This is a genomic window from uncultured Sphingomonas sp. (genome assembly GCF_913778135.1).
Classification (GTDB): Bacteria; Pseudomonadota; Alphaproteobacteria; order Sphingomonadales; family Sphingomonadaceae; genus Sphingomonas.
This window is the reverse complement of sequence record NZ_CAJYVU010000128.1, coordinates 1-14,116: the sequence shown is the minus strand read 5'-3', so window position 1 is coordinate 14,116 and position 14,116 is coordinate 1. Positions and strand designations below refer to the sequence as shown.

The 14,116-nt window shown below is 67.4% G+C and carries 19 protein-coding genes, 1 other RNA gene and 1 pseudogene; 9 read left to right on the top strand and 12 right to left on the bottom strand.

Annotated features, from left to right (window positions below; all coding sequences use genetic code 11):
• The 7 genes and pseudogenes from QZ847_RS11810 to QZ847_RS11780 all read left to right on the top strand — a co-directional run.
• Positions 1–129, top strand: a pseudogene (locus tag QZ847_RS11810) (phage shock protein PspA); the annotation flags it as partial.
• Position 130: 1 nt separating this feature from the next.
• The gene (pspB, locus tag QZ847_RS11805) at positions 131–448 is read left to right on the top strand and encodes an envelope stress response membrane protein PspB (RefSeq protein ID WP_294356704.1); all 318 of its coding nucleotides are present in this window, start codon (positions 131–133) and stop codon (positions 446–448) included.
• Positions 448–828: an envelope stress response membrane protein PspC gene (pspC, locus tag QZ847_RS11800; protein WP_294190968.1), complete on the top strand. Its 381-nt coding sequence runs from the start codon at positions 448–450 to the stop codon at positions 826–828. The genes pspB and pspC overlap by 1 nt, the downstream gene beginning before the upstream one ends.
• 30 nt (positions 829–858) lie before the next feature.
• Entirely contained in the window at positions 859–1,149 is a 291-nt protein-coding gene (locus tag QZ847_RS11795) for a hypothetical protein (protein ID WP_294356702.1), read from the top strand.
• A gap of 59 nt (positions 1,150–1,208) precedes the next feature.
• A complete protein-coding gene (locus QZ847_RS11790) occupies positions 1,209–1,430 on the top strand; it encodes a hypothetical protein (RefSeq protein ID WP_294190966.1) in 222 nt (73 codons plus the stop codon).
• Between the two features lie 31 nt (positions 1,431–1,461).
• Positions 1,462–1,701, top strand: a complete 240-nt coding sequence (locus tag QZ847_RS11785) for a hypothetical protein (RefSeq protein ID WP_294356701.1) — start codon at positions 1,462–1,464, stop codon at positions 1,699–1,701.
• A 77-nt stretch (positions 1,702–1,778) separates the two neighbouring features.
• A complete protein-coding gene (locus tag QZ847_RS11780) occupies positions 1,779–2,198 on the top strand; it encodes a SufE family protein (RefSeq protein ID WP_294356699.1) in 420 nt (139 codons plus the stop codon).
• Positions 2,199–2,211: 13 nt separating this feature from the next.
• Here the strand turns inward: QZ847_RS11780 and QZ847_RS11775 are convergent, their stop codons facing one another.
• From QZ847_RS11775 to QZ847_RS11720, 12 genes are all read right to left on the bottom strand, one after another.
• Positions 2,212–3,675, bottom strand: coding sequence for a hypothetical protein (locus QZ847_RS11775; RefSeq protein ID WP_294356697.1), 1,464 nt, complete (start codon positions 3,673–3,675; stop codon positions 2,212–2,214).
• A 101-nt stretch (positions 3,676–3,776) separates the two neighbouring features.
• Positions 3,777–4,082: a (2Fe-2S) ferredoxin domain-containing protein gene (locus QZ847_RS11770; RefSeq protein ID WP_294356696.1), complete on the bottom strand. Its 306-nt coding sequence runs from the start codon at positions 4,080–4,082 to the stop codon at positions 3,777–3,779.
• A gap of 22 nt (positions 4,083–4,104) precedes the next feature.
• Positions 4,105–4,650, bottom strand: a complete 546-nt coding sequence (locus QZ847_RS11765) for a J domain-containing protein (protein ID WP_294356694.1) — start codon at positions 4,648–4,650, stop codon at positions 4,105–4,107.
• Positions 4,651–4,698: 48 nt separating this feature from the next.
• Positions 4,699–5,080: RNase P RNA component class A (gene rnpB / locus QZ847_RS11760), an RNA gene on the bottom strand.
• A gap of 12 nt (positions 5,081–5,092) precedes the next feature.
• Positions 5,093–5,782 (bottom strand): N-acetylmuramoyl-L-alanine amidase, encoded by a 690-nt coding sequence (locus tag QZ847_RS11755; protein WP_294356692.1) that lies wholly within the window; start codon positions 5,780–5,782, stop codon positions 5,093–5,095.
• 82 nt (positions 5,783–5,864) lie between these two features.
• Positions 5,865–6,695 (bottom strand): protein-glutamate O-methyltransferase CheR, encoded by an 831-nt coding sequence (locus QZ847_RS11750; protein WP_294356690.1) that lies wholly within the window; start codon positions 6,693–6,695, stop codon positions 5,865–5,867.
• Positions 6,692–7,690: a chemotaxis protein CheB gene (locus QZ847_RS11745; protein WP_294356687.1), complete on the bottom strand. Its 999-nt coding sequence runs from the start codon at positions 7,688–7,690 to the stop codon at positions 6,692–6,694. The genes QZ847_RS11750 and QZ847_RS11745 overlap by 4 nt, the downstream gene beginning before the upstream one ends.
• A gap of 81 nt (positions 7,691–7,771) precedes the next feature.
• On the bottom strand, positions 7,772–8,137 hold the full coding sequence (locus QZ847_RS11740) for a response regulator (RefSeq protein ID WP_093003331.1): 366 nt from the start codon (positions 8,135–8,137) through the stop codon (positions 7,772–7,774).
• A gap of 62 nt (positions 8,138–8,199) precedes the next feature.
• Complete coding sequence (locus QZ847_RS11735) at positions 8,200–8,646, bottom strand: chemotaxis protein CheW (RefSeq protein WP_294356685.1); 447 nt, start codon at positions 8,644–8,646, stop codon at positions 8,200–8,202.
• Positions 8,643–10,934 carry an ATP-binding protein gene (locus QZ847_RS11730; protein WP_294356683.1) on the bottom strand — a complete coding sequence of 764 codons (2,292 nt, stop codon included), beginning with the start codon at positions 10,932–10,934 and terminating at the stop codon, positions 8,643–8,645. Before QZ847_RS11730 ends, QZ847_RS11735 begins: the two co-directional genes overlap by 4 nt.
• Before the next feature lie 81 nt (positions 10,935–11,015).
• Positions 11,016–11,663: a histidine phosphotransferase family protein gene (locus tag QZ847_RS11725; protein WP_294356682.1), complete on the bottom strand. Its 648-nt coding sequence runs from the start codon at positions 11,661–11,663 to the stop codon at positions 11,016–11,018.
• 84 nt (positions 11,664–11,747) lie between these two features.
• A complete protein-coding gene (locus tag QZ847_RS11720) occupies positions 11,748–12,158 on the bottom strand; it encodes a M67 family metallopeptidase (RefSeq protein ID WP_294356680.1) in 411 nt (136 codons plus the stop codon).
• A 12-nt stretch (positions 12,159–12,170) separates the two neighbouring features.
• On the opposite strand from QZ847_RS11720, the gene QZ847_RS11715 reads away from it, so the two are divergent.
• Positions 12,171–13,118, top strand: a complete 948-nt coding sequence (locus QZ847_RS11715; protein ID WP_294356678.1) for an RluA family pseudouridine synthase — start codon at positions 12,171–12,173, stop codon at positions 13,116–13,118.
• Positions 13,119–13,194: 76 nt separating this feature from the next.
• Positions 13,195–14,097 (top strand): RNA polymerase sigma factor RpoH, encoded by a 903-nt coding sequence (gene rpoH, locus QZ847_RS11710; RefSeq protein WP_019516548.1) that lies wholly within the window; start codon positions 13,195–13,197, stop codon positions 14,095–14,097.
• Positions 14,098–14,116: the final 19 nt, after the last annotated feature.

Genomic DNA, 14,116 nt, shown 5'->3' with positions numbered 1-14,116 from the left:
GAGGGCCGCGCCGAGGCGATGGGGCTGACGCCCAAGACGCTGGAAGACGAATTCAACGAACTGCGCTCGAGCGACAAGATCGACGCCGAGCTCGCCGCGCTCAAGGCGCGCATGAACAAGGAGCGCTAAGATGGAACCCGGACCTGTTGTCGCTATCCTGGCCCTGTTTATCGCGCTGCCGTGGTTGGTTCTGCACTATGTGACCAAGTGGAAGCAGGCGCCCAAGATCACCGGTGAGGATGAGCAATTGCTCGACGAGATGTACAATCTCGCCCGCCGGCTCGAGGACCGCCTCAACACGGTCGAGCGGATCGTCGCTGCCGACAATCCCGATTTCCGCCCCGGCATGGCCGATTACCGCGGCCAGCCCGACTACCGGCTCGAAGGCGGCGACGCCCGCTTCGAGTCGAACCGCCAACAGCGTCCCTCGTATGAGCGGAGGAACTGATGTCCGACAGCCGCACCAAATTCTACCTCGATAAGCAGGACGCCAAGTGGAAGGGCGTATGCGCAGGGATCGCCGACTACACCGGGATCGACGTGCTTTGGGTCCGTGTCGCCGCCGTGCTGATGACCGTGGTCGCGCAGCAATGGTGGATCATCCTGGCCTATTGGGTCGTGGCCTGGATGGCGGAAGCGAAGCCGATCAACCTTTATCAGGACCGCGCCGACCAGAAATTCTGGCAGGGCGTGCGCAGCAATCCGACGCGGTCGACCGCCGAGGTCCGCTCGAAATTCCGCGAACTCGACCGGCGGCTGGCCGACATCGAGCTGCACTACACCAGCCGCAACAGCACGCTCGCCAACGAGATCGACAGCCTGCGCTGACCGACTGCGAGCACGAAGGGGAGAAGAACAATGCACGGTCCGTGGTTCGTCCTGTCGATCATCGCGATGTCGATGACCGCCTGGGTCATCAACAACTGGATACGCGCCAGGCACGGCTACTCGATCAGCGACGATTGGGGTCGCAACATCGACAAGGGTGACGCGGGCGCGAACCGCAACATCGCGCTGCTTTCCGGCGAGAACGAGCGCCTGACCGGACAGGTCAGCCGCCTCGAAGAGCGGATCGCGGTGCTGGAACGCATCGCAACCGACCCCGCCACCCGCACTGCGCGCGAGATCGACGCGCTGCGCGACCGCTGATCGACACCCACGCCACCTATCAAGAACAAGGAACGACGATGCCCTGGTCTGTAGCTTTCATGGTGGTGATGATCGTGCTGATCACGGCCATCGCGAAAACCGCCCGCCACCGCAACCACCACATGCTGAGCGGTTCGCAGGCCGCACCGCACGAGGTCACCCACGCGCAGGAGGAGATCCGCCAGCTCAAGCAGCGCGTCCAGGTGCTCGAACGCGTGATCACCGAGAACCACAACAGCCTCGACCTCGATCGCGAGATCGCACGGCTGCGCGACCGCTGACTCGACGGCGACCAGAGAGGAGATGAACGCCATGTCCGATCCGAACTTCTACCTGACCATGGCCGCTGCCGCGCTCGCGGGGCTCGCCATGCTGACGCTCGCCGCGCTGAACGGCTGGCGCGGCTGGTTGCAGCTCAAGCACCAGCAGATGGCGCAGGATCACCTCGCCACCGCGCCTGCCGCTCCCAGCGCCGGCGCGCGGATCGAGATCGCGGACCTGAAGGAACGTATCCGCAAGCTCGAGGCGATCGCGGCGGGCGTCGACCTGTGACGATCGCGGCGGGTGCCCTCCCCGTCACGATCGCATCATGGTTGCCGCACGCCGCGGCAGAAGATAGCGCCGCTGATATGACCGAAGCTGCCTCCACCGCCCTCGCCGAGATTCGCGACGAGTACGAGTTCCTCGAAGGTGACGACCGCTACCGCCTGCTGGTCGAACTGGGTCGTGAGCTGGAGGAAATGCCGGCAGCACTCAAGACCGAGGCGACACTCGTGCGCGGCTGCTCCGCCTCGGTGTGGGTCTACCCGACCGCGCAGAACGACGGCACGCTCCACTTCCTCGCCGAAAGCAATGCCGCGATCACCAAGGGGATCATTGCGCTGGTGCTGCTGACCGTGCAGGACCGCACGCCCACCGCGATCCTAGCGACCGACATCGACGCCGAGCTCGCACCCTTCAATCTGAAAGCACAGCTCAGCTCCAACCGGACGCAGGGCATCCCCAACATGATCGCGCTGATCCGCGAGACCGCCGCGCGTTACGCCTGAGCGCGTGCGCCGATCAGCTCCGCGGCAGACCGGCGATCCAACGCTCCAGCGACGCGTCGTCGCGCATGTCGCCGGTGAAGCGATAGCGCGGTATCGCCGGCTGGTTCGACCCCCGCTTGCGCCCGCGATAGACCTTCATCGGCACGACGGCCTCAGCAATCCCGCTCGGCAAAGGCTTTTCGCGCACGTCCATGTAGAGCGTGTCGGCGGACGTATCCTGCCCCACCTGCACTGCGCCCAGCGCCGTCCACAGGTCGACCGCGTCGAGGCACGCCGATCCGCAGCCCCAGTCGGTCAGCACGAACACACGGGCCGCAGGCGGCTTGACCGCAGCACCGCTGCTGGGTTCGGTCTTCGTATCGTCGCTGTCATCGCGCCACAACGGCTCGCCGCGCGACCGCGCCCGTGCCATGCCGGTCGCGGCCTTCTCCGCCCAGGCGATCGCCTCGGGTGAGCCGTCTGGCGACGACTGCCACTGCGCCTTATAGCCTTGCAACACAGCCAGATTGCCCGCCGACGCGCGCCAGTCGACCGCGTCTGAGTTGACGTCGGCCTTGTCGACCGCAGCCCGCCCCCAGATCACGCGCGCGATGTGCTGCGACCATTGCGACGAGCCGCCGCCGTTGTCGCGCAGGTCGAGCGCGATCCGCGGCGCCGCCACCACGCCGGCACGGTCGCGCGTCATCTCCGCGATCATCGGTCGCAGCGCCTTCGCGGTCGCGCCCTCGGGATCGCCGTCGAAATCACTGATCGAAAACCAGCGCGTGCCGTCCGCCAGCACCCGCGCGCCGATCGCGGGCCGCGCGCGCGGCGCGGTCGCGGCGAAGCGCGTGTCGAACTCGGCATCCGGCAATGCTCGCCACGCGAGCGTCACGTCCTGCCGCTGCCCACCGTGTCGGAAGGTGCAGCGCGCCGGCCGCGTGATGAAAGGATTATGCGCGTCGATAAACACCCGTCCGCCTTGCGTTGCGCGCTGGCTGGAAAGCTGCCACCGTCCGCGAAACGCACCGACGTTGCGTGCGGCGAGCGCATCGGCGGGAACGCCGTCGCACGCCACCAGCATCGCTCCGACCGGCGGCAATCCCGCGCCCTCGGCCACGGTTCGCACCACCTGCTGCCCCGCCCCATCGAACCCGGTCAGGAACCCCGGCCATTCGAGCGCGACAGATTCGGGCTTCTTGATGTCGAGCGCGACATGGCCGTCGTCGAAGTGCGCGACATAGCCGCGCATCGCCCACAGATACCCCGGATAGTCGCGCACCTGCCGCGCGCGTGTCAGCGCCAGCGCAAGCGCGCGATCATTCGCGACGGAGAATCCAGGATCGAGCCGGTTGTAGGGTCCGGGATGATCGTCGACAACCTGATCGTGGAAGGCCTGCGCGTCGGTGCGTAGCGTCGCGGACCAATCGCGCGGCGCGTCGGCGGCCCCGACCATCGCCGCGCCGGCAAGCAGGATTACCCCTCTCAAGACCCGCAACCGCCCTCGCATTTCCAATCTCCCCACCCGGGGACGACCATGTGCGAGCGAAGCCGCCTCCGCAACCGCAGCGCGCGAAGAAAACCGGACCGTGACGGGTATTAGCGACCACTACCGCGCAACTCGTCGCCGAGCAGCGCCACGTCCGCCACCTCGGCCACGATCCGCCAGCGATCCGGCGCGCGCGTGTCGACGACGACCACGCCGCCTTTCGGACAGATGCCGAGGCACTTGGTCTCCACCACGCCGATGCCAGCCTTGCGTCCCTTGCCGAAGCCCGGCTCGCGCCTGAGCGCCTTGGCGAGCGGCGTGCGTCCCTTGTCGCCGAACCCGCCGTCAAGCTTCTTGGAGCATTTGCCGCATACCAGGATCGCGCCGGACCAGTGCGCGCGCACATGGTCCTTCATGCCGGCGCCCAATCGCAGCCTGTCACGCCTCGTTCGGCTTCCACGTGCGCGCGTCCTCGGCGCTGCGCAGCACCTCGTACGCCGCCTGGATCGCCTGAAAACGCTTCGCCGCCTCGGGATCGTTCGGCCGCACGTCGGGGTGGTTCGACTTCGCCAGCCGCCGCCACGCGAGCTTTACCTCATCGAAGGAAGCATCGACCTCCAGTTCGAGCACGTCGAGCGCGCGCATCTCGTCGCGCGAACGCGTCCCGTCGCCCGGCCCCGCCCAGGCCTGGTGCTTCGACTGCGCGAAGCCACCCGCGTCACGCCGTTCGTTCGCCTCGCGCTCGGCAGCCTCCTCGGCCGACAGACCTTCGAAATAGTTCCAGCCGCGGTTGTACTCGGCCGCGTGCGTCTGGCAGAAATACCAGCGCTCCGGGCTGTTCGGGCTCTTGGGTGCGGGGCAAATGCCCGGTTCTTCGCAGCCGTGACGATCGCACAGCCTGACCGTCTGCGCCGCGCGCCCGCTGCCGTAGCCGCGCCAGCGTGGAAAGCCCCAGTCGTTCGATCGTGTGAAGTGACGCGCCATGAAGCGCCCGAGATAGGCCGCGCGGCGCAGAGGGCAACCGCGAAGATGCGTGTCAGAGGGTCTGTAAGCCGGGTTCTGTCCACCCCGCCCTCGCGGGCAAGGATAGGCGACCATTCCTCTCGGCCCGCGCTCGCACGCGGGCTCCAGCAATCAACCCGGGCGGCGGGTGGGAACACACCCTGGCACGCGAACGTGCCGCGCCGCCCCTATTCGATCTTGCTCCCGGTGGGGTTTGCCGTGCCGCCCCTGTTACCAGGCGCGCGGTGCGCTCTTGCCGCACCCTTTCACCGTGACCGTACCGAAGTACGGCCGTCTGCTCTCTGTGGCACTTTCCCTGGGGTCACCCCCGGCGGGCGTTACCCGCCACCGTTATTCCGCGGAGCCCGGACTTTCCTCGACGTTTGCACGACGCGGCCGCCCGACCCTCTGACGCAACGAGCCTCTAGTCGTCGCCCTGCGGTTTGGGAAGCAGCAACGCGAGCAGGATCATGCGGCACTCGGCATCGATCTCGCCGTCGATCAGTTCGGGGCGGAAACGCCGCTGGAACGCCATGATTGCCGCCATCCGGTCGGACACGTCATAGCCGAAGCGTTCGAGCGCGAGGCAGAAGCCCGCCTCGCTCCAAAACGGATCGGCGAGGTTCTTCGTCGGTCGCGGCAGCGCAAGTCGCAGTCGCGCGAGCTTGCCCCACGGGAACAGCTCGCCCGGATCGCGTTTGCGCGTCGGCGCGATATCGGAATGACCGACAACGTTGCCGCGGGTGATCTCGTATTTGTCCTTGAGATGCGCGACGAGCCGGATCACCGCGTCGATCTGTGCATCGGGAAAGGCGCGATAGCCCCACTCATGTCCCGGATTGACGACCTCGATCCCGATCGAGGCGGAGTTCACATCCTCGACGTCGCGCCAGTGCGACTTGCCCGCGTGCCAGGCGCGGTGCTCATCGGCGACCATGCGCACGATCTGGCCGTCTTCGTGCACCAGATAATGGCACGACACCTCGGCTGCCGGTTCCTGCAACCGCGCAACCGCCGCCTCGGCGCTCTCCATGCCGGTATAATGCAGCACCAGCATCGTGATCGGCAGCGTGCGTGCGTTGAAATTGGGCGATGGCGCCTCGACGACCTTCACCCGCACACCTGCATCATCGCGCTTGTCCCCGTGGCTGCGACGCCGGCCTATAGGGCGCGCGTCCGACCGAGGGAAGCGTGGGCTAGAGACCCGCCCCGCCTGTTGTCACCCGCTCGTAGAAACCACGATGCGCCGCGCTCGGCCGCAGCAGCTCGCTTTGTCCGATCACCGTCTCGCCTGCTCCGAGTAGAAGCAGTGCGCCCGGCTTCAGCGCCTGCGCCAGTCGCTCCAGCACGATCTGCCGCACCGCGGGCGTTAGGTAGAACAGCACGTTGCGACACAGGATGAGGTCGTAGCGCCCGGGCACCGGATCGGTCGCCAGATTGTGCCGGCGATAGCTGATGCCCGACAGCAATGCCTTGTTCGCGCTCCAGTCGCCGCCATCGCTCTCGAACCAGCGCATCATGCGGCGGATCGGCAGGCCGCGCTGGATCTCGAATTGCGAGTAGCTGCCCGACCGCGCCCGCGCGATCGCACTCGCCGACACGTCGGTAGCCAGGATATCGGGCGCGATGCCGCCGTCTTCGGCGAACAGCATCGCGAGCGACAACGGCTCCTGACCCGTCGCGCACGCCGCACACCAGATGCGGGGGCGCGTTCCCGCCGGTACGGCGGCGCGTACCGCCTCCACCGCGCTCTCGATCACGCCGGCATCGCGGAAGAACGAGGTTTCATGATTGAGCAGCACGTCGACGATGCGGTCGCCGATGCGATGATCCTGCCCGTCGAGCAATCGTGCGACCAGCGCGTCGGCGTGCGGCAGCGCCAGCTCGACCAGCAACGGCCCGAGCGCCGCCTCCAGTCGCCACGTGCGGTTGGCGGCGAGCTGCTGCCCGGTACGCGCCTCGAGCAACGCCGACAGGACGGTCGTCGCACCGGCGCTCGGCGGCTGTATGCGAACGGCCGTGCTCATGATCGGCCGTTCGCCGCGATGAAACCGGCGATCTGATCCGGGGAAAGGACTGCATGCGCCAGCCCCTCGCGTGCCACTGCGCCCGGCATGCCCCAAACGACCGAGGAGGCGCGGTCCTGCACCACCACGGTGCCGCCGGCTGCGCGCACCTGTCGTGCACCTTCCAGTCCGTCGCGACCCATCCCGCTCAGCACTACGGCCAGCAACCGCTCGCGGTAGATGGCGGCAAGCGTCGCGAACATCGGATCGACTGCGGGCAGGTTTCCGGTCGCCGCGGCATCGCGTGACAGGCGAAGCGCCGCAGTCCCGTCGCCAAGCGACTTCGCGACGACGTGTGCGTCGCCGGGTGCGACCACCACCTCGCCCGGCACAAGTCGCATGCACTCGCGCGCGACCGCGCAGGGTCGGGCCGAGACGGCCGTGATCTGCGCAGCGAAGAAGGTCGAAAAGCTGCTTGGCAGATGCTGCGTTATCACGATCGGCCGCTGCATCGATGGCGGTACGGCACGCAGCACAGTCGTCAGCGCGTGGATGCCGCCGGTCGAGGCACCAATCGCAACGACGTCGAACGGAAAGGCGGGTCTCGGCAGCGCGCCCGACGCCGGGATCGGAGCATTTTCCGTGGCGGTCAGCTCGTCCAGTTTCGCGAGCAACATGTCCCCGAACCGCGAGCCCATCGCGGCGGCGGGCTTCACCAGCGTGTCGGCCGCACCCAGCGCCAGCGCCTCGATTGCGTGCGCCGCGCCCGCCGTTGCCGAACCGGAGACGATCAGTACCTTCGCCCCGCGCGACATGCGCAAGAGGTCGGGCAACGCCGCCAGTCCGCTGGTGCGCGGCATCTCGATGTCGAGCAGAATAAGGTCGACGCGGGTATCCTGCAGGCGCGCCAGCGCCTCCAGGGCGCTCGCACAGGTTCCCACGACGCTATAGCGTCCACTCTCCACGATCGTCCGCGACAGGGCCGCGCGCACCACCGCCGAATCGTCGACGATCATGACGCGCGGCCTTTGCGCGCTGAACGGCGCCGAGCGTACGAGACAGGGTGACGATGCCATGCCGCAGGGCCGGATCGGAGTTCAGGCGACGCCGACGATCTGCAGCTTGCTTTCGAGCGTTTCGCGGTCGAACGGCTTCATGACATATTCGTCCGCGCCCGCTTCGATCGCGGCACGGATGTGCGCCATGCCGTTCTCGGTGGTGCAGAACACGACCTTGGGCCGCTTCGCCAGCGTCTCGTCGCCCAGTGCGCGCAGGAATTCCATTCCGCTCATCACCGGCATGTTCCAGTCGAGCAGCACCACGTCGGGCTGGTGCGCGTGACACTGCCCCAACGCCTCGCGACCGTCCGCGGCCTCGACCACCGCGAAGTCGAGCGTCTCCAGAATGTGGCGCGCGACCTTGCGGATGACCTTTGAGTCGTCGACGATCAGACAGGTTTTCATGCTGTTACTCGACTCGCATCGTGGTTCGGCCAACACCCTGGCAGACAGGCGTAAGTGTCGCGTTAACGGGCAGGCTCCGCCGTCTGTTCGCCGGCCAGTTCGACCAGGCGCTTCAGGTCCAGCACCATCAGCGTCTCGCCGTCGCCGTCCGCGATACCGCGTACCGCCGACCAGCCACCTTCCAGCGCGATGCCCGCGGGCGTCGGCGAAATCTCCAGCGTGGAGACGTCCTCCAGCGTGTCGACCGCAACAGCGTAGAGGTGGCCGTCGACCAGCGTGACCACGCCGCGCCTGCCCGCATCGCGGTCGTCGGCGAGCCCGAGCACCCGCCGAGTCTCGATCACGGTGGCGACGCGGCTGCGCAGTGCCGCCAGCCCGCGGATCGTCGCGGGCGCACCGGGTGTCGGCACGATCTCGGGCAGGTCCACGACCGAGTCGACCTGCGTCGCGTCAAACAGCAGACCCCGGCCGGCGACGTGCGCGACGAGGTGCAATCTGGCCTCGCTCATGCGCGATACTCCTGCAGGGCTGCGACCAGTGCGGCGCGATCACCGCGGTACAGGCCCGTGCCGGCGTGGCGGCTCAGGCGAATGACATGACCGGGCGCGCCGCTCGCCTCCTCTTCCATCGCCAATGCGACCGCGACGGCGGTGCCCGGCCGTGCCTCGCGCACGACGCGGTAGCCTGCCGCCTCGATCGTGGGGCGCAGGAACGCCTCCATCCAGCCGCTCTCGCTGCCGTGCAGCAGGCACAACGGCCGTGCACCGCTCGTCGTCTCCGGGTCGAAGAGCGCGAGTGGATCGACCAGTTCGATCGGCTCGTCACCCAGCATCACGAGCGTCGGGCCGCCGGGCTCGCTGACGACTTCGGCTGGCAGATCGACGATCTCGATCGCCTCGGCGATCGGATAGCCGATTTCGCGGCCGTCGAGTTGCAGCCGAAGGATCGTCCTGACCTGCGCCGGATCGGCAACACGCGCGCTCCACAGCGGCACCGCGGCGCCCTCGCGCGTCACCCACCAGCGGTCACCCGCCGGCGCGATCGCGTCCGCCGGCACCTGCTCGATCCGCCCAACCGCGTCGGCCGCGATCATGCGGCGGCGCTGGTCGGGGTCGCGGAACAGCAGCGCCCGCGGCGCCTCGACAATCGCCTCGCTCTCGATGGCGGACTCCTGCCGTTCGAAGCGAAGACCCGCCCGCGCCGCGATGCCGGCCGCGTCGAGCAGCAGGATCGGCACGCCGTCGTCCGGCAGCATCTGCCCGGCATAAATGCCGGCCGACATCACCGCGGGTACGGCGGGTTTCACTACCAGCTCCTGCGTCTCAACCACGCCGCTGAGACCCAGCGCGAACACGCCCTCGCGCAGCGTCAGGATCGCGACGAGGGCCACCGACTCGGGCCGGGCAAGTCCCAGCAGCGCGGGCAGATCGACCATCGGCATGCGGCGGCCGCGTACCACCGCCATTGCGTGCGTCCCGAACCGCTCGATCCGCAACGCGCTTTTCTCGACCGCGACGATTTCCTCGACCACCTGCCGCGACAGCGCGAAGCGCGTGTCCGCCGCTTCGACGATCACCGCGTTCAGGATTGCGAGCGTCAGCGGCACCTCGATCGTGACGGCGAGGCCGCGGCCGGGCTCATTCCTGAGCGAGATGCGCCCGCCGATCTGTTCGACGTTGGCCTTGACGACGTCCATCCCGACGCCGCGACCCGAGATGTCGCTCGCCTCCTCGCGCGTCGACAGGCCGGGTTCAAAAATGAGTTCGAGCCGGCGCGCTTCGCTCCACCCTGCCATCTCGGCAGCGCGCCCCGGCTGGTTGCGGACGATCTTCTCGACCAGTCTGCTCGTATCGATCCCGCGCCCATCATCGGCGATCTCGATGACGATCAGATTGCCCGCTTGCCGTGCTGCGACGCGCAGGGTGCCGGACACGGGCTTGCCGGCAAAGACACGGTCGGCGCGCGCCTCGATCCCGTGATCGATTGCGTTTCGGACCATGTGCGCCAGCGGATCGCGCAGCATCTCGATCATCTCGCGGTCGAGTTCGACGTCGCCGCCCTCGATCACCAGCGACACCGTCTTGCCGACCGCCGCCGCCGTATCGCGCACCATACGCGGCAGCGCCTGGAACAAGGCATCGATCCGCTGCATGCGGGTGCGCGTCACGGTGTCGCGCAGTTCCGCGACCGTTATCGACAATCGTTCAAGCGTCGCCTCGAGCTTCGGGTCGCCCGCATCGCGCAATTGCCGCGCCACCTGGTTGCGCGCCAGCACCATGTCGGACACGCCGCTCATCATCCGGTCGAGCAGATCGATCGACAGCCGAACGGTTCGTTTCGGAGCGCGCGCGGAGTGGCTGGGCTGAAGCGGAGCATCGACGGCGGAGACCTCGGCATCAACCTCGATTGCAGCTTCACCCTCGCGACGTACGCCCGGCTCCAGCAGCGCGATCAGCGCCGCTTCGTCGCCGTCGTCGAGCGGTTGTCCCGCATCGATCGCCTCGACGATCTCGCCGATCCGGTCGACGATCGCGAGGATCGCCGACACGGTCGCCGCATCAGGGTGCCGTTCGCCCGAGCGGACCGCCGACAGCACGTCCTCGGCCGCGTGGCTCAACCGCGCGAGACGCGGCAGGTCAAGGAAGCCGCAACTTCCCTTGATCGTGTGGACGAAGCGAAAGATCGCGCCCAGCCGCGCCTGATCGCTCGGATCGCGCTCCCAACCGACGATCTCGCCCGAGAGCGCTTCCAGCGTCTCGCGCGTCTCGGCAATGAATTCCTGCAGCAGATCGTCCATGCGGCCTCGATGTCCCCGGCCGCCGACATGGCACGATTAGGTTAAGAGCGGCTTAGGAGCCGATCCCATCCTCGCAATCCTTCAGCGGGAAGATGGCAGCGTCGCGCCGAACATCAGCGAACCGTCCTCGCCGTCGCTCACCACGACCGAGCCGCCCGCCTCCTCGGCGATCGCATGCACCATATAGGCAGCAGCCGCGCGCGGCGTGATCGCTTCGTCGGCGGCACCGTCGACCAGTGTGGCGCGCAATTCGGGATCGAGCACGACGCGCGGCCCCTCCGCATGGAGCACGATCTCGGTCAGGCCATCGCTGTCTTCCGCCCCGATCGTCAGCCGCCCGCCGCGCAGCAGCGCATCGCCCGCGATCATCGACAGATTCAACAGCACCTTGATCGCGGATTTGGTCAGGTCGGCGCGCTCGACCACCCAGTTGAGCGTCAGGCGCTTGTTGTCGCCGAGCAGTCCCTCGATCGCGACCTGCGCCTCGCGCGTGTCGACCCGCTCGCCGAAGCCGCCTGCTGCACCGAAGGCGAGGCGGAAGAACTTGAGCTTGTTGGCCGACACCCGCGCGCTCTCGTTGAGCAATTCCATGCAACGCGCGCGCATCGCCGGGTCGGTTTCGTCGGCGAGCAGTTCCAGCCCGTTGTTGAGCGCGCCCACCGGTGAGAGCAGGTCGTGGCACAGCCGCGAGCAGAGCAGGCTGGCGAAATCGACCGGACTGATGGCCATTGATGATCCTCGGGATGCGCAGAACTGATGGGGGCGTTGTGACCGCTGCACGAAAGCGGCGCAAGCAGGGTTAATGCGACCTTATCAGGCCGCTACGACCAGATCGACCGGATCGAAGCGCCCGTGCAGCGCGCCGCGATCCACCGCGCGCCACGCCGCCACCTCGTTCGTTCCGACAATGATCCAGATCGCTCCGTCCGGTGCCGCGTCCGCCGCGTCGGTCGGCGAGGGCCGCGAGTCGCCGGTCGGGTGCGAATGGTAATGGCCGATCACCTGATGCCCGCCAGAGCGGGCTGCGCGCCATGCCGCGATCAACGCGGCGGGATCGAGCTCGAAGCGCGTCGCCGGCGCGCTGCTGACATTCGCGCACTGCTCGACCACCGTGATCCGCCCTCCTTCGCCCAACAGCAGCCCGCACACCTCCATCTGCGACGACCGAGCGTGATCGATGATTCGTTGTCGAAGCGTAATTGAAATTTCCACCTTCATCGCCATCTAGGATGCAGCATGGACCGGGGGGTTTCCATCATTGAAGCGACGATCGCGCCCGCCGCCGACGGCTGGCGGCTCGACCGTGCGCTGGCGGACGCGGTGCCGACATTGTCGCGTGAGCGGCTGAAGGTGCTGATCAACGCCGGACAGGTGTCGCAAGGCGATGCGCTGGTACGCGATCCGGCCCGCAAGTCGCGTGGCGGTGAACGGTTCAGCGTTGCCGTGCCCGCCCCCGCCCCGGCGCACAACGAGGCGCAGGATATTCCGCTGGTCGTCGCGTTCGAGGACGAGCATCTGATCGTCGTCGACAAGCCGGCGGGCCTCGTGGTGCATCCAGCGGCGGGCAATCTCGACGGCACGCTCGTCAACGCGCTGCTGCATCACTGCGGCGGCAGCCTGTCGGGGATCGGCGGCGTCGCGCGTCCGGGGATCGTCCACCGGATCGACAAGGATACGTCGGGACTGATGGTCGCGGCGAAGACCGACCGCGCGCACGAGGGGCTGGCGAAGCAGTTCGCCGCGCATTCGATCGATCGGCGCTACCATGCGATCGTCGCGGGACGGCCTATGCCGGCGGCAGGGAGCGTCGACGCCCCGCTCGCGCGCAGCCCCCAGAATCGCAAAAAGGTCGCGATCGTCGCGGGCGGCAAGCGTGCGGTGACGCACTATCGCACGCTCCACAACCTAGGTGATGCGGCGATGGTCGAGTGCCGGCTGGAAACCGGCCGCACGCATCAGGTGCGCGTCCACATGGCATCGCTCGGCCATTCCTTGCTTGGCGACCCGGTGTATGGCAGAACAAAACAGGCTCATAAGGGCGTGTTGGACACGCTGAACTTTCGTCGACAGGCGCTGCACGCGACGCGACTGGGGTTCGTTCACCCGATTTCAACCGCCACAATGGCGTTTGACAGTCCGATGCCCGCCGACATGCAGGAACTGTTCAGGCGCCTTGACGTATAGGATCGGACCACGCGTGCTGCACCGCAATGGGACAGCGAAGGCGCGTTCTCCGCGAGAAAGGGAGACACAAAGGATCATGGCAAAAGGCAGCAACGTCCCGGCGACGATTCCGGCGCTCGGCGGCGAGCAGAGCCTCAACCGCTACCTGTCCGAGATCAAGAAATTTCCGATCCTGGCGCCCGAGCAGGAGTTCATGCTCGCCAAGCGGTTCCAGGAGCACGGCGACACCGATGCGGCGGCACAGCTCGTCACCAGCCACCTGCGTTTGGTCGCGAAGATCGCGATGGGCTATCGCGGCTACGGTCTGCCCACCTCCGAGCTGATTTCCGAAGGCAATATCGGCTTGATGCAGGGCGTGAAGAAATTCGAGCCCGATCGCGGTTTCCGCCTCGCCACCTACGCGATGTGGTGGATCCGCGCCTCGATCCAGGAGTATATCCTGCGCTCGTGGAGCCTCGTAAAAATGGGCACCACCGCGGCGCAGAAGAAGCTGTTCTTTAACCTGCGTCGCATGAAGGCGCGGCTCGATGCGTTCGAGGACGGCGATCTCTCGCCTGAGAACGTGCAGAAGATCGCGACCGACCTCGGCGTGACCGAGGCCGACGTGGTCAGCATGAATCGTCGCATGGCGATGGGCGGCGATACCTCGCTCAACGTCTCGATGCGCGAGGACGGTGAAGGTCAGTGGCAGGACTGGCTGCAGGACGACGCGCCACTGCAGGACAAGGTCGTCGCCGATCAGCAGGAGGCGGACGTGCGCCACGACATGCTGGTCAACGCGATGGAGGACCTGAACGATCGCGAGAAGCACATCCTGACCGAGCGTCGCCTGACCGACGATCCCAAGACGCTGGAGGAGTTGAGCCAGGTGTACGGTGTCAGCCGCGAACGTGTGCGCCAGATCGAGGTGCGCGCGTTCGAGAAGTTGCAGCGCGCGATGATGCGGCTGGCGGGCGAGAAGCGTTTGCTGACCGCTTGACGGATCGTCGGCCGACCGG

Excerpts from the sequence above, each read along its gene's own strand:
- pspB (WP_294356704.1), top strand. The coding sequence starts at position 131 with ATGGAACCCGGACCTGTTGTCGCTATCCTGGCCCTGTTTATCGCGCTG.
- pspC (WP_294190968.1), top strand. The coding sequence starts at position 448 with ATGTCCGACAGCCGCACCAAATTCTACCTCGATAAGCAGGACGCCAAG.
- QZ847_RS11795 (WP_294356702.1), top strand. The coding sequence starts at position 859 with ATGCACGGTCCGTGGTTCGTCCTGTCGATCATCGCGATGTCGATGACC.
- QZ847_RS11790 (WP_294190966.1), top strand. The coding sequence starts at position 1,209 with ATGGTGGTGATGATCGTGCTGATCACGGCCATCGCGAAAACCGCCCGC.
- QZ847_RS11785 (WP_294356701.1), top strand. The coding sequence starts at position 1,462 with ATGTCCGATCCGAACTTCTACCTGACCATGGCCGCTGCCGCGCTCGCG.
- QZ847_RS11780 (WP_294356699.1), top strand. The coding sequence starts at position 1,779 with ATGACCGAAGCTGCCTCCACCGCCCTCGCCGAGATTCGCGACGAGTAC.
- QZ847_RS11770 (WP_294356696.1), bottom strand. The coding sequence starts at position 4,082 with ATGAAGGACCATGTGCGCGCGCACTGGTCCGGCGCGATCCTGGTATGC.
- QZ847_RS11765 (WP_294356694.1), bottom strand. The coding sequence starts at position 4,650 with ATGGCGCGTCACTTCACACGATCGAACGACTGGGGCTTTCCACGCTGG.
- QZ847_RS11750 (WP_294356690.1), bottom strand. The coding sequence starts at position 6,695 with ATGAGCACGGCCGTTCGCATACAGCCGCCGAGCGCCGGTGCGACGACC.
- QZ847_RS11745 (WP_294356687.1), bottom strand. The coding sequence starts at position 7,690 with ATGATCGTCGACGATTCGGCGGTGGTGCGCGCGGCCCTGTCGCGGACG.
- QZ847_RS11740 (WP_093003331.1), bottom strand. The coding sequence starts at position 8,137 with ATGAAAACCTGTCTGATCGTCGACGACTCAAAGGTCATCCGCAAGGTC.
- QZ847_RS11735 (WP_294356685.1), bottom strand. The coding sequence starts at position 8,646 with ATGAGCGAGGCCAGATTGCACCTCGTCGCGCACGTCGCCGGCCGGGGT.
- QZ847_RS11730 (WP_294356683.1), bottom strand. The coding sequence starts at position 10,934 with ATGGACGATCTGCTGCAGGAATTCATTGCCGAGACGCGCGAGACGCTG.
- QZ847_RS11725 (WP_294356682.1), bottom strand. The coding sequence starts at position 11,663 with ATGGCCATCAGTCCGGTCGATTTCGCCAGCCTGCTCTGCTCGCGGCTG.
- QZ847_RS11720 (WP_294356680.1), bottom strand. The coding sequence starts at position 12,158 with ATGGCGATGAAGGTGGAAATTTCAATTACGCTTCGACAACGAATCATC.
- QZ847_RS11715 (WP_294356678.1), top strand. The coding sequence starts at position 12,171 with ATGGACCGGGGGGTTTCCATCATTGAAGCGACGATCGCGCCCGCCGCC.
- rpoH (WP_019516548.1), top strand. The coding sequence starts at position 13,195 with ATGGCAAAAGGCAGCAACGTCCCGGCGACGATTCCGGCGCTCGGCGGC.